Source organism: Bradyrhizobium sp. CCGB01 (genome assembly GCF_024199795.1).
GTDB lineage: Bacteria > Pseudomonadota > Alphaproteobacteria > Rhizobiales > Xanthobacteraceae > Bradyrhizobium.
In genome coordinates this window covers 4,190,009-4,207,360 of the sequence record NZ_JANADK010000001.1, presented here as the reverse complement: position 1 = coordinate 4,207,360, position 17,352 = coordinate 4,190,009, and the positions used below count along the sequence as shown (strand labels likewise).

General features: G+C 63.2%; 13 protein-coding genes. 8 read left to right on the top strand and 5 right to left on the bottom strand.

What is annotated here, in order from left to right; genetic code table 11:
- Positions 1-93 precede the first annotated feature (93 nt).
- The 4 genes from NLM25_RS19140 to NLM25_RS19125 all read left to right on the top strand — a co-directional run bounded on the left by NLM25_RS19140 (position 94) and on the right by NLM25_RS19125 (position 4,973).
- On the top strand, positions 94-1,017 hold the full coding sequence (locus tag NLM25_RS19140; RefSeq protein ID WP_254137971.1) for a LysR family transcriptional regulator: 924 nt from the start codon (positions 94-96) through the stop codon (positions 1,015-1,017).
- A gap of 289 nt (positions 1,018-1,306) precedes the next feature.
- Positions 1,307-1,846, top strand: a complete 540-nt coding sequence (locus tag NLM25_RS19135; protein ID WP_254118397.1) for a TRAP transporter small permease subunit — start codon at positions 1,307-1,309, stop codon at positions 1,844-1,846.
- Positions 1,843-3,444, top strand: coding sequence for a TRAP transporter large permease subunit (locus tag NLM25_RS19130; RefSeq protein WP_254118396.1), 1,602 nt, complete (start codon positions 1,843-1,845; stop codon positions 3,442-3,444). Before NLM25_RS19135 ends, NLM25_RS19130 begins: the two co-directional genes overlap by 4 nt.
- Before the next feature lie 239 nt (positions 3,445-3,683).
- Entirely contained in the window at positions 3,684-4,973 is a 1,290-nt protein-coding gene (locus NLM25_RS19125) for a M20/M25/M40 family metallo-hydrolase (protein ID WP_254137970.1), read from the top strand.
- Between the two features lie 13 nt (positions 4,974-4,986).
- Here the strand turns inward: NLM25_RS19125 and NLM25_RS19120 are convergent, their stop codons facing one another.
- Together NLM25_RS19120 and NLM25_RS19115 are read right to left on the bottom strand one after the other, a co-directional pair.
- Positions 4,987-6,387 (bottom strand): cell wall metabolism sensor histidine kinase WalK, encoded by a 1,401-nt coding sequence (locus NLM25_RS19120; protein ID WP_254137969.1) that lies wholly within the window; start codon positions 6,385-6,387, stop codon positions 4,987-4,989.
- Position 6,388: 1 nt separating this feature from the next.
- Entirely contained in the window at positions 6,389-7,063 is a 675-nt protein-coding gene (locus NLM25_RS19115) for a response regulator transcription factor (protein WP_254137968.1), read from the bottom strand.
- A 519-nt stretch (positions 7,064-7,582) separates the two neighbouring features.
- On the opposite strand from NLM25_RS19115, the gene NLM25_RS19110 reads away from it, so the two are divergent.
- Positions 7,583-8,791: an efflux RND transporter periplasmic adaptor subunit gene (locus NLM25_RS19110; RefSeq protein WP_375167885.1), complete on the top strand. Its 1,209-nt coding sequence runs from the start codon at positions 7,583-7,585 to the stop codon at positions 8,789-8,791.
- Positions 8,788-11,934: an efflux RND transporter permease subunit gene (locus NLM25_RS19105; RefSeq protein WP_254137967.1), complete on the top strand. Its 3,147-nt coding sequence runs from the start codon at positions 8,788-8,790 to the stop codon at positions 11,932-11,934. Before NLM25_RS19110 ends, NLM25_RS19105 begins: the two co-directional genes overlap by 4 nt.
- 88 nt (positions 11,935-12,022) lie before the next feature.
- On the opposite strand, the gene NLM25_RS19100 is transcribed toward NLM25_RS19105, so the two are convergent.
- Both NLM25_RS19100 and NLM25_RS19095 read right to left on the bottom strand, forming a co-directional pair.
- Positions 12,023-12,976 carry an ABC transporter substrate-binding protein gene (locus NLM25_RS19100; protein ID WP_375167836.1) on the bottom strand — a complete coding sequence of 318 codons (954 nt, stop codon included), beginning with the start codon at positions 12,974-12,976 and terminating at the stop codon, positions 12,023-12,025.
- 169 nt (positions 12,977-13,145) lie between these two features.
- Positions 13,146-14,873: a cache domain-containing protein gene (locus tag NLM25_RS19095; RefSeq protein WP_254118390.1), complete on the bottom strand. Its 1,728-nt coding sequence runs from the start codon at positions 14,871-14,873 to the stop codon at positions 13,146-13,148.
- Between the two features lie 263 nt (positions 14,874-15,136).
- On the opposite strand from NLM25_RS19095, the gene NLM25_RS19090 reads away from it, so the two are divergent.
- Positions 15,137-15,994: a metal-dependent phosphohydrolase gene (locus tag NLM25_RS19090; protein ID WP_254137965.1), complete on the top strand. Its 858-nt coding sequence runs from the start codon at positions 15,137-15,139 to the stop codon at positions 15,992-15,994.
- Between the two features lie 173 nt (positions 15,995-16,167).
- Here the strand turns inward: NLM25_RS19090 and NLM25_RS19085 are convergent, their stop codons facing one another.
- Positions 16,168-16,491 carry an archaellin/type IV pilin N-terminal domain-containing protein gene (locus tag NLM25_RS19085; RefSeq protein ID WP_254137964.1) on the bottom strand — a complete coding sequence of 108 codons (324 nt, stop codon included), beginning with the start codon at positions 16,489-16,491 and terminating at the stop codon, positions 16,168-16,170.
- Positions 16,492-16,608: 117 nt separating this feature from the next.
- Here NLM25_RS19085 and plsY point away from each other — a divergent pair, with 117 nt between their 5' ends.
- Positions 16,609-17,295, top strand: a complete 687-nt coding sequence (gene plsY / locus NLM25_RS19080) for a glycerol-3-phosphate 1-O-acyltransferase PlsY (RefSeq protein WP_254137963.1) — start codon at positions 16,609-16,611, stop codon at positions 17,293-17,295.
- Positions 17,296-17,352 lie beyond the last annotated feature (57 nt).

Below are 17,352 nucleotides of genomic sequence, written 5' to 3'. Positions count from 1 at the left end.
AGAGCCCGGCCTGGGCATCAGCGGTGCGGTTGCCTAATGTTGCCTCATGGGCAACACTTGGGCATCAGTAATTCGGGCATGAGTAATTCGGACATGAGTCATGCTCTCGACGAGAACCGGCTTCGCTACCTGTTCGAGGCGGCGCGCTACGGCGCCGTGCGCGCCGCAGCCGACGCGCTCGGCGTGAACCCATCGGTGGTGAGTCGCCAGATCGCCTTGCTGGAGCAGGAGCTCGACGCAGCCCTCCTCGACCGGCACAGCCGCGGGGTGCGGCCCACCGAAGCCGGCGAGCTGCTGATCGAGCACTACCGCCGCCACACCGTGGACCGCGACGACACCCTCGCAAGGTTGCGGGAACTCCAGGGACTGCATCGCGGTCACATCGACCTCGTGCTGGGCGAGGGCTTTGTCGCGGATCTCATGGGAGGCTCGCTCGGCGAGTTCTGGCGCCGACATCCGCGGTTGACCATTTCGCTGGAGCTTGCGGGCACGAGCGAGGTCATACGTGCCATCGCGGACGACCGCTGCCATATCGGGCTCGTCTATCATCCGCCTCAGGATCCGCGGATTCGCTCCTGCGCTGCGATCCGCCAGCCGATTTGCCTGATCGCGCGCCCCGACCATCCGCTTGCGAAGCTCCGTCGCCCCGTCAAACTACGGGAGATTGCCAAACACGCGCTGGGAATCATGTACGCGGGCTATGGCACGCGCCAGTTGCTCGCGATGGCTGAAACATCCGAGAAGGTCGGCCTCTCGCCGAAGCTGGCGACGACCTCGATCAGCATCCTCCGACATTTCGTTCGCTCCGGTCTTGGCGTGACCTTGCTTCCGGCCTTCTCGGTTGCGGCCGACCTGGAGGATGGATCGCTGGTTGCCATCCCGGTCGAAAACGTGCTGCTCGCATCGGCAGAAGCCCAGATCATAACCCGGTTGGGCCGTGAGCTGCCGAACGCGGCCAGCCAGTTGCTCAGGTTCTTGATCGGCCGGATGAAGGCCTTTCAAGCCGGTCGCCGCTAATCCAAGCTTTTGCGGTGTTAAGCTTTTGACCCGGCGTCAATTTGTCCATTTTCCGATTGACGGCACGTGAACCCGCTGGTTTGGTGCGACCGCCTTTGCTTGCCCGGCAGCAATAAGCCGGCCCGCCCCGTTGGCGGTCGCGGTCAAGACGGCAAGGCGCGAGGGGAGGACTGACGCCGCAATCGCTCCGGAATACGATCCGTGTGACCACATGCCTCTTGCATGCGGACCGAGTGATGCGCGCCGATGCCTTCCGTGAAGTGTTGGGCCGCGACGGAGATGAATCAAGATGCGTCCATTTCTGGCGGTGAGCAACGCCATCGACGCCCTCAATGAAAAGATTGGGTACGTCTGTAACATTCTGGTGCTGCTGGCGTGCCTGGTCAGCGCGGCCAATGCCATGATCCGCTATGCCTTCAGCAGCTCCTCCAACGGCTGGTTGGAGCTGCAATGGTACATGTTCGCGATCCTGGTGATGTTCGGCGCGTCCTACACCTTCAAGCGCAACGAGCATGTCCGGGTCGAGATCTTCTATCTGATGCTGTCCGAACGCGGCCAGCTCTGGCTCGACATGATCGGCACGCTGTTCTTCCTGATCCCCTCCTGTCTGCTGCTCGCCTATCTGTCCTGGCCGTTCTTCATGCAGGCCTATAACGTCGGCGAGATGTCGGGCAATGCCGGCGGCCTGATCCGCTGGCCCATCAAGTTCGTGATCCCCGCCGGCTTCGTGATGCTGGCGCTCCAGGGTATTTCCGAAGTCATCAAGCGTATCGCGGCTCTCCAGGGCTATGTGACGATCGACGCCAAGTACGAGAGGCCGACCCAATGATTACGCTGGAGATGATGCCGCCGCTGATGTTCGGCGGCCTGGTTCTGGCGATGCTGCTCGGCTTCCCCGTGGCGTTCACGCTCGCCGCGGTCGGCCTCTCCTTCGGCTTCCTCGCCATCCATCTCGGATTCTTCGACCTCAACTTCCTCCAGGCGATCCCCGGGCGCGTGTTCGGCAGCGTGCTCTCCAACGAGCTGCTGCTCGCGATCCCGTTCTTCACCTTCATGGGCGCGATATTGGAGAGATGTGGGCTCGCGGAGGACATGCTGGATTCGATGGGCCAGCTGTTCGGCCCGGTCCGCGGCGGCCTCGGCTATTCCGTGATCATCGTCGGCTTCATCCTCGGCGCCATCACCGGCACGGTGGCGGCGCAGGTCATCGCCATGGCGCTGATCTCGATGCCGGTGATGATCCGCTACGGCTACAACATGCGGTACATCACCGGCGTGCTCGCTGCCTCCGGCACGATCACGCAGCTGGTGCCGCCTTCGCTGGTGCTGATCGTGCTCGCCGACCAGCTCGGCAAGTCGGTCGGCGACATGTATCTCGGCGCCTGGGGCCCCTCGGTGTTCCAGATCATGCTGTTCGCCGGCTACACCTTCGTGCTCGGCCTGATCAAGCCGGGACACGTGCCGCCGGTGCCGCTGGAAGCGCGCACGCTGACCGGCTGGGCGCTGTGGAAAAAGTGCCTGATGGGCATCATTCCCTCGGCCGTGCTGATCTTCGTCGTGCTCGGCACCATGATGATGGGCCTTGCGACCCCGACGGAAGCCGGCGCGATGGGCGCGGTCGGCGCCATCGTGCTCGCCGCGATCCACCACAAGGACTTCACCTCGTCCGACCGCAAGATCCTCTTCCTCGGCGTGATTGCGGCCGGCATCGGCACCATCGTCGCGATACTGTACAGCGAGAATCTGATCTTCAAGCTCGCCTTCGCGGTGACCTATCTGGCGGTGGCCTGGATCTGCTTCCAGGCCGCGCGCATCCCGGACCTGCGCGACCTCATCAAGCAGGGCTACGAATCCACCATGCGCCTCACCTGCATGGTCACCTTCATCCTGATCGGCTCGACCTGCTTCTCGGTGGTGTTCCTCGGCGTCTCCGGCGGCGTCTGGCTCGAGCATCTCCTGACCTCGCTGCCCGGCGGCGTCTGGGGCTTCCTGATCTTCATCAACCTCTTCATCTTCTTCCTGGCGTTCTTCCTCGACTTCTTCGAGATCGCCTTCATCATCCTGCCGATGATCGCGCCGATCGCGCAGAAGGTCCTTGCCCCCGTGGTGGGACCGGACGCGGCGCTGATCTGGTTCGGCGTGATGCTGTGCGTGAACATGCAGACCTCGTTCCTGCATCCGCCGTTCGGCTTCGCGTTGTTCTACCTGCGCGGCGTCGCGCCCAAGGAAGTGAAGAGCTCCGACATCTATTGGGGCGCGATCCCCTGGATCGGGCTCCAGATGATCATGGTGCTGCTCGTGATCGTCTTCCCGGTCACGGTGACGGGCCTGCTCGACAAGCCGCTCAACGTCGACCTCGACAAGGTCAAGATCGAAGTGCCGCAGATCGACCTGCCACCGCTGGATCTCGGCCCGCCGCAGAAATAGCGAGGCGCGCTTTCTTCCTTCTCCCCTTGCGGGAGAAGGTGGCGCGAAGCGCCGGATGAGGGGTTCTCTCCGCGCACTCGAATGAGAGTTCGACCCGCGGAGACAACCCCTCACCCGTCTCGCCGCTATCGCGGCGAGCCACCCTCTCCCGCAAGGGGAGAGGGTGAAGCGACCCGCGCGTGACAAGCGTCACAAACATGGGCATACCGGGCCATCCTCCAACCCCATGGTGGCCCCGCATGTCCCGACCGCACCCTGCTCTATCGCTCGCCCGTCCGCTGATCGCTTCGCTCTGGCTCGCCTGTGCGGCGACCATCGCGCAGGCCGAGCCGGTCGCCGATGTCCATGCGCTGGCGCAAAAGGAGCAGCAGCCGCTGCTCGACACGCTGCGCGATCTCGTCAATATCGAATCCGGCAGCAAGGACATCGAAGGCCTGAACCAGATCGCCGAGCGCGTTGCCGGCCAGCTCAAGCAGCTCGGCGGCACGGTGGAGATCCTGCAAGCCAACGACATCTATCGCCTCGACGACACGCCCGAGAAGATCGGCCCGGCCGTGCACGCCGTCTTCAAGGGCAGCGGAGCCAAGAAGATCATGCTGATCGCCCACATGGACACGGTGTACCTGAAGGGCATGTTGAAGGACCAGCCGTTCCGCATCGACGGCGACAAGGCCTACGGCCTCGGCATTGCCGACGACAAGCAGGGCGTCGCGCTCATTCTCCACACCGTGGCCCTGCTCCAGAAGTTGAACTTCAGGGATTACGGCACGCTCACCGTGCTCACCAACGGCGACGAGGAGATCTCCTCGCCGGGCTGGCGCAGCACCATCACCCGCTTCGCCGCGGATCAGGACGTGGTGTTCTCGTTCGAAGGCGGCGGCACCGACGGCACGCTGCGCCTCGCCACCAGCGGCATCGGCTCGGCCTATCTCACGGTGCATGGCAAGTCGTCGCATGCGGGCGCCCGGCCCGAGGGCGGCGTCAACGCGCTGTATGAGCTCTCGCACCAGGTGCTCCAGATGAAGGACCTGTCGAAGCCCGAACAGGGCCTGAAACTGAACTGGACGGTGTCCAAGGCCGGCACCAACCGCAACGTGATCCCTGCCGACGCCACGGCCCAGGCCGATGCGCGCGCGCTCAAGGTGGCGGATTTCGACGAGCTGGAGAAGGCGCTTCAGGACAAGATCAAGAATCGCCTGCTGCCCGACTCCAAAGTCGACCTGAAATTCGAGGTGCGTCGCCCGCCGCTCGAAGCCAATGACGCCTCGCGCCGCGTGGCGGCCTACGGCAAGACGATCTATGGGGAGATCGGACTGGCCCTCAAGGTCGACGAGAAGGCCAACGGCGGCGGCACCGACGCTGCATTTGCCGCGCTCAAGACCAACGGGGCCGTGGTCGAAGGCATGGGCCTGTCGGGCTTCGGCGCGCATTCGAACGATGCCGAATATGTGCAGCTCAACAGCATCGTGCCGCGCCTCTATCTGGCCACGCGCATGATCATGGATCTGTCGACCGGCAAGCTGAAATAGCGGCGTCTGTCCGCTACCGCGGCGAGCCCCCCTCTCCCACAAGGGGAGAGGGTAAAAACACCGTCTTCTCCGCCAGCGTGAACCGCAGCGTGAACTCCGCGCCGCCGCCCGGGAGATTTTCCACCGCGATCGTCGCCGCGTGATCATCCGCCACGGCGCGCACGATCGAGAGCCCCAATCCCGCGCCGTCGCTGCGCTGGCGGTCGGCGCGCCAGAAGCGCTGGAAGATCAGCTCGCGCTCGCCTTCCTTGATGCCCGGGCCGCGATCGCGCACCCGCACCTCGCCGTTCTCGCGCACCTCGACGTCGACGGACGTGTCCTTGGCCGTGAACTTGATGGCGTTTTCGGCGAGGTTGAAGATCGCGCGCTGCAGCATCTCGGAATTGCCGTGGATCAGCACCGGCGCGTCGGTGCCCCTCAGCGCGATGTCCTTGTGCTGCGCGATCGCGAACGGCGCGATGGCGCCGACCACCTCGGCGCAGACGGCGCGCAGGTCGGCGGTCTCGCCGGGATCGAGCACCAGGGTGTCGAGTTCGGCGATCTCCAGCAGCTGGGCGACGATGCGGCTCATGCTCTCGATGTCGTCATGCAGCGCCTGCCTTGCGGCGCCGTCGTGAAGCGTCTCGATCCGCGTGCGCAGAATCGTGAGCGGCGTGCGCAATTGATGCGCCGCGTCGGCGGTGAACTGCCGCTGCACCCGAAAGCCGTCCTCGAGCCGGTCGAGCGCCTGGTTGACCGCGGTAACCAGGGGCATGATCTCGCGCGGGATCTGCTCCGTCGGCAGGCGGATGTCGGTGCGCGCCGGACCGATATTGCTGGCCTCCTCGGAGGCCTTCCACAGCGGCGCGATCGCGCGGCGGAAGATGATGATGTCGGTGGCGAGCAGGACCAGCAGGATCGGAATGGTGATCCACCCGACGCGCCGGAAGAAGTTCGAGATGATGTCGTCGATGATGACGTCGCGGTGCGCGAGGTCCTCGGCGACGCGGATGCGAATGATCTTGCCGTCGATGATCCGGGTGACGCCTGCGCCGGAAATCGTCTCGGACAGCGGCGGCGGCGCGGCTGCGGCGGCGCCCGTCTTGCGGCGGGACGAAAACAGCAAGCGGCCCTCGGCATCGCGGATGTCATAGAGATAGCGGCCGTAGGCTTCCGAATAGAGACCCCGCAGGCTGTCCGGCAGGTTGAACGTCAACAGGCCGTCCGGCTGGGCGACGATGCGCTCCGCCAGGACCTCGGCCTGCGCACGCATGGCATCCCGGTGCAGCTGGTCCACTTCCGAATTGAGCAGCCAGAACAGCACCAGCGGCAGGAAGATCGCGACCACCGCGACCGCGACGATGTGCAGGAACACGATCCGCCAGATCAGCGACTTGAAGGTCGGCGACCTGCCATAGGAGGCGGCGGCAGCCACGCTATTTCTCCTCGGCCATGAGATAGCCGACGCCGCGGATGGTATGGATCACGACCTTGGCGCCGTGCTCGGCGAGCTGCTTGCGCAGCCGCGAGACGTAGACCTCGACGGCGTTGGAGGCGACCTCGCCTTCGAGCCCGAAGATGTGGTCCTCGACGTTTTTCTTCGGCACCACCCGCCCCTGCCGGCGCAGCAGGATCTCCAGCACCGAAGTCTCGCGCGACGAGATGATCCGCGGCTGGTCGTCGACGAATATCTGGCGGCTTTCGGTATCGTAGACGAGATTGGCAAGCCGCAGCGAGCGGCCGAGCAGCTGGCCGGGCCGGCGCAGGATCGCCTCCAGCCGTGCCACCAGCTCCTCCATCGCGAACGGTTTTGCGAGATAGTCGTCGGCGCCGCTGCGCAGGCCGCTGACGCGGTCCTGCAAGCCGCCGCGCGCGGTCAGCACCAGGACCGGCAGCGGCTCCATCTGCCGGCGCAGCTCGCGCAGCACCGACAGGCCGTCGCCGTCGGGCAGGCCGAGGTCGAGGATCATCGCCGCGTAGTTGACGCTGCTCACCGCCTCGCGCGCCTCGGCTGCGGTGCCGACGATGTCGCTCTCATAGCCGGCCGCCGCCAGCCCGCCGGCAACGAGCCGCGACAGCTCGGCATTGTCCTCGACGATCAGAAGGCGCATCGCATTTCCGCGGCATGTTCCGGAGCAACCACGCGGCTCGCGCCGCACCTTCGCTCTCTTCCACCATTCGGGGCGCCACGGCCAGCGAAAAAGCGCCCGGCAGGCCGGTCTCTCCTGTCAGGTTAATGTAAGCTGATTGCGACGCGTCCTCATAGGGCAGCGGATGTCGGCTGCTGCGGCGCGAGAGCAGAAATCCCGCGATTGAATAAACATTGCCGCTTCTGCCCCACAACGGACCCGCCACTCAAAATGGCGACCCAGGTCGTCTCTCTCGGCCATGCCCCTTTGGTTTAGGGCATGTTCTTGTCGTCAGCCCAGGAACGGTTCCGCTCCATCGTGGTCGCGACGCCTGGCTGGTCAGAAGTGAGAAATGGCCGGTCGTCGACGTCATGCCACGGTCCTGCTATGAATGTGATTGCGTTCTACCGCCACGATAGCAGATCAAGACCTGAAAAGTGGAAGGCGCACAAGGACATGCACCTTGATAAAGCAGCGAGCGGCACGCTGGTAAGCGCCGTCATGCTGGGCGCCATCGGTTTCGGAATGATCGCGAGCGCCGACGCCCAGGTCGGGCCAGCGGGACCTCCGGCCGTCGGCGTGATGGAAGCGGTCAAGCGGCCCATCATCCAATCCAGCGAATTTCTGGGACGTATCGAAGCGACCAACCGAGTCAATGTGGTCGCGCGCGTCACCGCCTTTCTGGAGCAGCGCAAATTTGCGGAAGGCACCGAAGTCAAGACCGGCGATCTGCTCTACAAGCTCGAGCGCGGTCCCTTCGAGGCCGACCTCAAGTCGAAGCAGGCGCAGGTCGCGCAGCTCCAGGCAACCCTGGTCAACGCCAAGCTGACAACCGAGCGGGCGAGGACTTTGCTGAGCGGGCCGGCCGGCCAGCAATCCACCTATGATGCTGCAGTCGCCAACCAGCAGAGCCTGGAAGCGCAAGTGCAAGCGGCGCAGGCGCAGGTCGACCTATCGCAGATCAATCTCGACTACACCGAAATTCGCTCGCCGATCGACGGCATGATTGGACGCACGTCCGTCACTGAAGGCAACGTCGTCAGCCCGAGTTCGAACGCGCTGACAACCATCGTCAGTCAGGACCCGATGTATGTCACTTTTCCGGTGTCGCTCCGCGAAGCGCTGGATCTGCGCGAACGTTACGCGCCACGAGGCGGCTTCAACGCAGTCGTTATTCGCCTTCGGCTAACGGACGGCCGTCTATATGACCAGATAGGCAAGCTCAACTTTGTCAATAACACGGTGGCGCAGAGCACCGACACGATCATGCTGCGGGGCACTATTCCCAATCCGACCTTGCCGCATCTGTCGGGCGGCCGCCTGACCGTGCGCGAGCTTACCGACGGCGAATTCGTCACGGTGCTGCTCGAAGGCGCGGAGCCGGTCGATGTGGTGGCGATCCCGCGTTCCGCTGTGCTCTCGGATCAGCAAGGCGAGTATGTTTTTGTCCTGGGCGCTGACAACAAAGCCGAACAGCAGCGAATTCAGCTTGGCCAATCAACGCCGACGGTTGCATCTGTGACAAGCGGACTTTCGCTAGGCGAAAAGGTGATTGTCGAGGGCCTGCAACGGGTGCAGCCCGGCCGGCCTGTGGCGCCGGGACCCGCGAGCGCGCTGCTGCAGTCGAGCATGAATGCGAGCGCGGATAGTGGCAGCATCCAGAAACGCGGCGGCGGGATCGGCCCGAAACCGACGGGCGCAGCCCCATGATTTCGTCGGTCTTCGTGGATCGTCCACGCCTGGCGATTGTGATCGCCTTTGTCATCACAATCGCGGGTGCGCTTGCGCTCTTGCAGATCCCGGTGGCACAGTTCCCGGACATCGTACCGCCGCAGGTCACCGTTAGCGCCAACTTTCCGGGCGCGTCCGCCGAGGTGGTGGAATCGAGCGTCGCCCAACCGCTTGAGGCCCAGGTCGTCGGCGTCGACAAGATGCTCTACATGAAGTCGACCAGCGGCAACGACGGCAGCTATACGCTGACTGTCTCGTTCGCGCTCGGCACCAATCCCGACATCAATACCGTGAATGTCAATAACCGCGTGCAGAGCGCGCTCGCGCAACTGCCGACCGAAGTGCAGGCTCAGGGTCTGACGGTACAGAAGCGATCCTCGGCGGTGCTGCAGTTTATCGTGCTCTACAGCAAGAACGGCGAGCAGGATCCGCTGTTCATCACCAACTATGCCATTATCAACGTCCTCGATGCGATTTCTCGCACACCCGGCGTCGGCCAGGCGACGCTGTTCGCCAAGCTGAATTACTCCATGCGCATCTGGTTCGATACGCAGCGCCTTACCAGCCTCAATCTGGCGCCGTCTGACGTGATCGCGGCGATCCGCACACAGAGCGTGCAGGCACCGGTCGGCCGCATCGGGGCCCGCCCGATCAGCGACGACCAGCAGTTCCAGTTCAATGTGCAGACGCAAGGTCGGCTGACCACCTCGACGCAGTTTGGCGATATCCTGCTGCGCGCCAACCCCGACGGCTCGGTATTGCGGATCAAGGACGTCGCCCGCGTCGAGATCGGCGCGCAAAATATGGACAGCGAATCTCGGATCGACGGGCAGGCCGGCGTACCCATGGGCATCTATCTCGCCCCAGGCGCAAATGCGGTGACGACGGCGAGAGCCGTGCAGGCTACGCTCACCAGATTGTCGGAGCGGTTTCCGCCCGGGTTGACGTACCTCGTGCAATACGATTCGACGACCTTTGTTACTGATACGATCAAGGAAGTGCTGAAGACGCTCGGCGAAGCCTTCGTGCTCGTCGTGATCGTGGTCTTCCTGTTCCTCGGCAATTTGCGCGCGACCGTGATTCCGGCCGTCGCCGTTCCCGTCAGCCTGATCGGCGCCTTCGCGGTCCTCTTGGCGCTCGGCTACTCCGCCAACACGGTCTCCCTGCTCGCGATGGTGCTCGCTATCGGCATCGTGGTTGATGATGCGATCGTCGTTGTCGAGAATGTCGAACGCGTGATGGAGGAGGAACCGGATCTTTCGCCCGCCGATGCGACCAAAAAAGCGATGGCGCAGATCACCGCGCCGATCATTGCGATCTCGCTGGTGCTGTTATCGGTGTTCGTGCCGATCGCGTTCATCCCGGGAATCTCGGGAACGTTGTTTCGCCAGTTCGCGGTCACGATCAGCGCGGCGATGGTGATCTCGGCGCTAAACGCGCTCACGTTGTCGCCGGCGCTCTGTGCGGTGTTCCTGCGCCACACTGGACCACGGCGCGGCATCATGGCGCGCGTGCTCGGCGGAATCGATTGGGTTCGCGACCGCTATGCCGGCATCGTGCGCCGCCTGTTGCGCATGGCGCTGTTGTCGCTTGTCGCGGTGCTGGTGTTCGCGGGCGGAATTTTTGGCGTGTCGCGCATCACTCCGACCGGGTTTCTGCCCGAGGAGGACCAGGGCGCGTTCTTCATTGCGGTGCAACTGCCCGACGCGGCGTCGGTCGCGCGTACCAGCGAGGTGACCAGGCAGGTCGAAACGTTGCTCAAGCAGATTCCCGCAATCGAACACGTGCTCTCGATCATCGGCTTTTCGTTGCTCGATGGTGGCAACCAGCCGAATTCGGCCTTCATCGTCGCGCGAATGAAGCCATTCGCGGATCGCACGGCAGCCTCGGATTCGGTGCAGGCGACTATTCGGCGGACGTTCAACGCCGGCGCGCAAATCCGCGAGGCCAACATTCTGCCGTTCAATCTTCCGCCGATTATCGGTCTATCGACCTCTGGCGGGTTCGAATATCAACTCGAGGCGCTCGAGGGGCAGGATCCTGCGGCGGTCGGCAGCGTGGTGAGTGGCTTGATCAGCGTGGCGAACCGCGATCCGCGGCTGACGCGCGTGTTTTCGACCTTCACCGCGACCAATCCATCGATCTATCTTGATATCGACCGCGCAAAGGCCCAGGCCCTTGGCCTCAACATGAGTGACGTGTTCACGGCGTTGCAGGCAACCCTCGGCGGGTTCTATGTCAACAACTTCAATTTGTTCGGCCGTACCTGGCAGGTCAATGTGCAGGGCGAAGCGGCCAATCGCGGTGACATGTCAGACATCTGGCAAATCTACGTTCGCAACAGCACTGGCGAAATGGTACCGATCCGCTCCATCGCGAACATCAGGATCGTGACCGGGCCGCAGGTGATCACGCGCTACAACAACTACCGCTCGGTCACCATCAATGGCGGACCTGCGGCCGGCGTTTCCTCAGGCACGGCGATCGCTGCGATGGAGGAGCTCTCCAAATCCACGTTGCCGGCGGGCTATTCCTTCGAATGGACCGGCACCGCCTATCAGGAGCAGGCGGCGTCGGGCCAAACGGGCGTCATCCTCGGACTGGCAGTGCTGTTCGCATATCTCTTCCTGGTGGCGCTTTATGAGAGTTGGACCATTCCTGTCCCCGTCTTGCTGGCCGTCGTGGTGGGTGTTCTCGGCTCCTATGTGGCGATCAAGATCGCCGGGCTCAATCTCGACCTCTACGGCCAGATCGGGCTCGTCGTGTTGATCGCGCTCGCTGCGAAGAACGGAATTCTGATCGTGGAATTCGCAAAGGAGCAGCGTGAAGCCGGTCGATCGGTGGAAGATGCGGCGGTGCTGGGATCACAAATGCGGTTCCGAGCCGTGATGATGACCTCGATCGCATTCATCCTCGGCCTGGTGCCGCTGGTTGTCGCGACTGGAGCGGCCGAAATCAGCCGCCGCGCGGTCGGCACCGCGGTGTTCGGCGGGATGCTCGCGGCAAGCTCGATCGGCATTTTCCTGGTGCCGTTGCTGTACGTGACCTTTCAGCGATGGCGGGAGATGGCGAAGCATCGCGTTGGCAAATCCGGCCGGACACCGCTTCCCCCGGCGGTCTGATAAACACTGAAGCTCGTCTCTTTCGCCGCGCCGGCGCGATTTCGATGGGCGCAAGAGCCGGCAAAACCGAGCTCTCGTGCACGGACATCTACTCGATCACCTCATCTGCGCCGGCAATCACGGCCGCGGAGAACGGATGGCTGAGCAGTTTCGCGGCATTCAAATTGACGACGAGCTCCACCTTCGTGACGAGTTGAACTGGCAGATCAGAAGGCTTTTCGCCCAATAGAATGCGTCCGGCATAGACGCCCGCGCGACGGTGCGACTGCATGAAATCTCCGCCATAGCTCATCAAGCCCCCAGCCACGGGAAAGTCCCGGGTCTGGGTGATTGCGGGTATTTGATATTTCATCGCGAGAGCCGCCAACCGGGCACTGCGAAATGCAAAATAGGGATCGGAGGTAAACACAAGTCCGCTTGGTCCGTCCTTCGCCACGGCAGCGAACATGGATTCAAATTCATCCTCCTTGCTCGCGTTCAAGATCTGCAGTTGAACCCGCAGGGTTTCTGCAGCCGCGCGAAGCTTCTGCAATTGCGATTCTGCGGTTGGACTTGTCGGGTTGGCGACAATCCCCAAACTGGTCGCCGCGGGCAGCAGGTCGCGCATCAGCTCGAGCCGCTTTGGCGACACATCGACGCTCAGGCTCGAAACGCCCGTGATATTTCCGCCCGGCCGCGACAGGCTATCCACCACGCGCAGCTGAACGGGGTCGCCGCCCATCTCGAACACGATGGGCTTGGTCGTCCCCGTAGCCTTCGCGGCAAGGGCCACGGGAGCCCCACCGGGGGCCACGATCACGTCGACAGGTCTGGCGGCCAGTTCGGCAGCCAGGGCAGGCAATCGAGAATATTGTCCGTTGGCCCACTGAAAGTCGATCTTCACATTGCGGCCCTCGACAAAGCCGGCCTCCCCTAGTCCCTGGTGGAAAGCATCAAGCCGACTGGCAAAGAGCTTGGGCGACTCCGGGCACAGATAGCCAATGACCGGCATGGAGGGCTTCTGTCCGTACGAGACGGTCGTCCATGTCGCGGCGCCCGCCATCCAAAGAAGAAAATCACGCCGTCTGGCGCGTCGGCCTAGCCTTGCTGCTCCAGGGTTGGCGCACCTCATGCCTACGAACCCGCTGCCGTCAGCCGTTTATCGGAGCATAGCCCCGGATGCTCGAACAGTCTCTAACCGATTGCGGCCAGCCGTCGCGCGGCCATCTCGGCTAGAGAGCTTCGAACGATATTCCGAAGATTGGAATGGCATCGTCAAATCCCTTGATGACGCGCCCCCCGAGATCCTGAACGGGCCGCCTGCCCCTGACGACGGCGGCTATTCCGGCGTCGATCAGGATTTCCTTGTCTGCGGCAGATGCGCACAGCCGGGCCGCGAGGTTCACGACACTCCCGATGGCGGTGTAGTCGAGCCGGTCCTTGTATCCGATACGGCCGACAGTCGCAGGCCCGCTGGCAAGGCCGATGCCGAACCCAATCTGGTAGCCACGCGGTCGCCAGCCGGCGATGAGGGCTTGCACGTTCTTCTGCATGTCGACTGCGAGATCGATGGCTCTCAAGGCAGGCTCTTCGACCGGGACAGGCGCGTTGACCAAAACCATCAACCCGTCCCCGGAGAAATTGATCAGCGTTGCTTCGAACTTCGCGATGACGCTGCCGAGGTGCTCATAGTATTCCGACAGTACGCTCATGACGTCTTCAGGCGTAGCTCCCGCCGAAAACGCGGTGAACCCCCTCAAATCACAGAAGACAACGACGACTTCCCTGCGGTGGCCATCCAGCACGCTGTCATCGCCGGCTCGATCGACGAGATCTGCGACCTGGGGGGCCAGGAAACGCTTGAGCTTGGCGATGCGCTCCTGGTGCTGCTGCGCCAGCGCCAGCTCGGAGGCCATTTTGTTGAAGCTGTTTGCAAGGCGCTGGAACTCATCCCCGGTGTGAATTGAGATGCGGTGGTCGAAGGACCCCGCACCAATTCTCTCCGTGCCCTCCTCGAGCAGCTTGATCGGCTCCGTCATCCGGTGCGCCAGTGCATAGGCAAGAATCCCTGCGAGCATGGTGCTGATCGCGAGCAGCATTGCCGTCCGCCACAGGGCGGAATAGATCGGCGCGTAAGCTTCAGATAGCGGCTGCGCGACCACGACTGTCCAATCGGGGCCCTGCACCGGAGCCGCGCTGGCGGCAACGAATTGTCCTTGTGCATCCCGGCTCGTTGCGAAGCCCGCTTTCGGCCCGATCGCGTCCCGCACAGCCCGAAATGGTCCGGAGGTTGCTTCTTCCGCCCCGCGGAGAACGAGGCTGATGTCGGGATGGGCGATAAGGCGACCCGATCGATCCAGGACGAAGGCGTAGCCGGTTCTTCCGACCTTGATCGACGAGATCACGTCCCAGATCAGCTTGAGGTTGACTTCGGCGACGACGGCGCCGGCGGCCGCTCGATTACCGACAACCGCAACCGTCAGGTACGGCTCGGAGCCTCGATTGTAGCGGACGTCGCTGAACCAGATCTGGGCCGCCCGGGCACCGACCACGGCGGGATCGGCCGATCGGTCCGTGCGGCTCTCGATTCGATTGAGGCCGATTCGCGAGATGTGGAGTCGCTCCAGGCCTTTGCCGTCGAGAAGCGTGAGACTGGCGATGGCAGGCGCTTGTCGAAGCAGGCGCAGCGCGTCGGTCCGACGGCGTTCGTCGGGCTCGTCGGTCCACGGGAGCTGGACCAGCCAGCCAAGCTGGCCTGTGATGCCGTGGATGAAATCGTGGATTTCTGCGGCCGCGGACGCGGACTGGAGGCTAAGCCACTGGTCGAGCCTCGCGCGCTGATCGCGATAGCCGAACCAGGCTTCAATAACGCCGTTGAATGCGAGTGGGACTGCGACAGCCACGAAAAGCGCGAGCAGATATTTATGAAAGAGGCCGCGAAACCGATCTTGCGGAATCATGCTCCGGTTCCTGTACAATCACATAGATGCAATGGCCCAGACTAACATGTCGCTCCGCCGTGTCGCGGAGTTCATTCGAACGCCGCGCGTGCGGGTGGCGGCTTCAACCGAGGTTGCCGCCGGGCAGACGTAGCCTGGCGTCGCAGCCGCGTTGATCTAGGTCAAACCTCACCCCTCCTTTGGCCTCAAATTATGTTCAGCCGCATTCGAGGCGGCGACGTCACCCTTCTGGAGATTCGCCGACGAAGGTGAGGACCCTGCTCATGATAACGATTCCGGAATTGACGTCCCAGGCGCTCGGTGCGTTCCTCACCTCGGAGACAAAAGGCCGCTTCGGCTCGTCGCATGCGAGCTTGCCGGAATTGCTGCCCTACGCAGCAAAGCTGGCCCTGGAGTGTATCGGCAACAGCGATGCGTTGTACCACAACGTCGAGCACACCCTGTTGGTCACGCTGGTGGGGCACGACATCCTGATCGGCCGCTCACTGCTGAGGCCAACGACAGCCGACGACTACGCTCATTTCATTCTGGCCTGTCTGATCCACGACATCGGCTACGTTCGGGGCATCATTCACGGAGACCAGGAGGGAGCCTATGTCGTTGACGGTACCGGTCGGACGGTTGAGCTGCCGATCGGCTCCTCCGATGCAGCCCTTACGCCCTATCACGTCGATCGCTCGAAATTGTTTGCCGTGGAGCGTCTCGACGCAGTCGACCAGATCGACGCCGCTCGCGTTGCCCGAGCCATCGAATATACCCGCTTTCCCTATGCAGACGCACCTGCGAACGAACTCAAGGATGATCTGGACGAGGAGGAAGGCTTGCTGCTGCGTGCCGCTGATCTGATCGGTCAGCTCGGCGACCCGAACTACATGAAGAAATCAAATGCGCTCTTCTACGAATTCGAGGAGATAGGGCTCAACAAATCGCTCGGATACGCCACGCCCGCGGACGTGGTGCACAAATATCCGCAATTCTACTGGACCAAGGTCGCACCGCAGATCCCGGTGGCGATCCGCTATCTGAATGTGACCTCGAGCGGAAGACAATGGATCAGCAGCCTCTATGGCAATGTCTTTCGCGCCGAGCGAGAGGTTGGACTATCTGGTCCGCAGCTGTAGATGCCCGCCGTTGGCGGGCCATCAGGATGAGGACCGGGTGCGCGGCCGTCGTTTCGACCGGCACCGATGCCGCTTAGCCTCATCCTGAGGAGGCCGCGGAGCGGTCGTCTCGAAGGACGAGGCGTGCGCTGTGATCGCGCAAACGGATGCCGATTGATCGCGCCTATCGCGCGCTAAGGCTGTTCATCGGGACACCAGCGCGCGATCAGGAGCGAGCCACCGGCGGCGGCAGCAAACACGAACGCCACGGCGAGGATACTCGTGAACACCGAGATCAAACCGCGCTCGTGGGCGTTCATCGCGGCGGTGCCGAACGTCAGCCAGCACCCGGTCGTGACGACCTTCGCCACGGCGTGCAAGGCCGCACAGCGCGTCACCGGCCGGTAGTTCAGGAACCTCAAGAGCAGCGGCCCGCCCGCGATGGCGAGCGTGAAGGCCCATATGAGGATCAGGAAGGGCCCATCGAAGAGGCTGGTCAAACTGGAGGACAAGGTCATCACCTGGAATCGTCCGGTGTTTGACGTCCCCGCCCGGGATGGGGTTCAAGAGCCAGCCCATAGCCGTCAGGCAAAGCCGGCGCTAAAACGCCGATTGCGGAAACTGGAAATGGACCGATGGCATTCTTTGCGGCGAGCGCGCTTGGCCTTGTGATCGCCTATCTGCTGGGCTCCACGCCCACGGGGTATCTGGCCGGAAGGCTGCTGAGGGGCATCGATATTCGAGAGCACGGCTCGAGATCCACCGGGGCCACGAACGTCCTGCGGACGCTTGGCAAATGGCCTGCATTGGCGGTGCTCATCATCGATGTGCTCAAAGGTGTTGTGGCCATCTTGATCGCCCTCTGGTTCTGTCCCTGGCTCGCGGCACAGTTTTCCTCTACGCCGCCGGCAGCGCTCGACCCGCAAGCCTGGGTGGCCTGGACGGTTTGCCTCGCCGGCATTGCCGCGCTGCTCGGCCACGGCCGTTCGATCTGGTTGAACTTTACAGGCGGCAAATCCGCTGCGACCGGGCTTGGCGTGCTGCTGGCGATGTCATGGCCAGTGGGATTGGGCGCAGCAGCGACCTTTGGCATTGTGCTGGCGAGCACCCGGCTCGTGTCCCTCAGCTCGATCCTCGCGGCGTTGACGGCCATCGTGCTCGTCTGCGCTCTTGAGCAACCGCTGCCCTATCGGTTGCTGGTGATCGCGGGCGGCCTCTACGTGATCGTCCGCCATCGCGCCAACATTGGTCGGCTATTGGCAGGGACGGAGCCGCGGCTGGGTCAGAGCAGCCCTGATACGAAAGCAGAGGCGCAAGTCTAGGACGTGTCCCCATAAACCCGGCGGCGTGACGCGACAAAAGCCACATCCACTTGACCC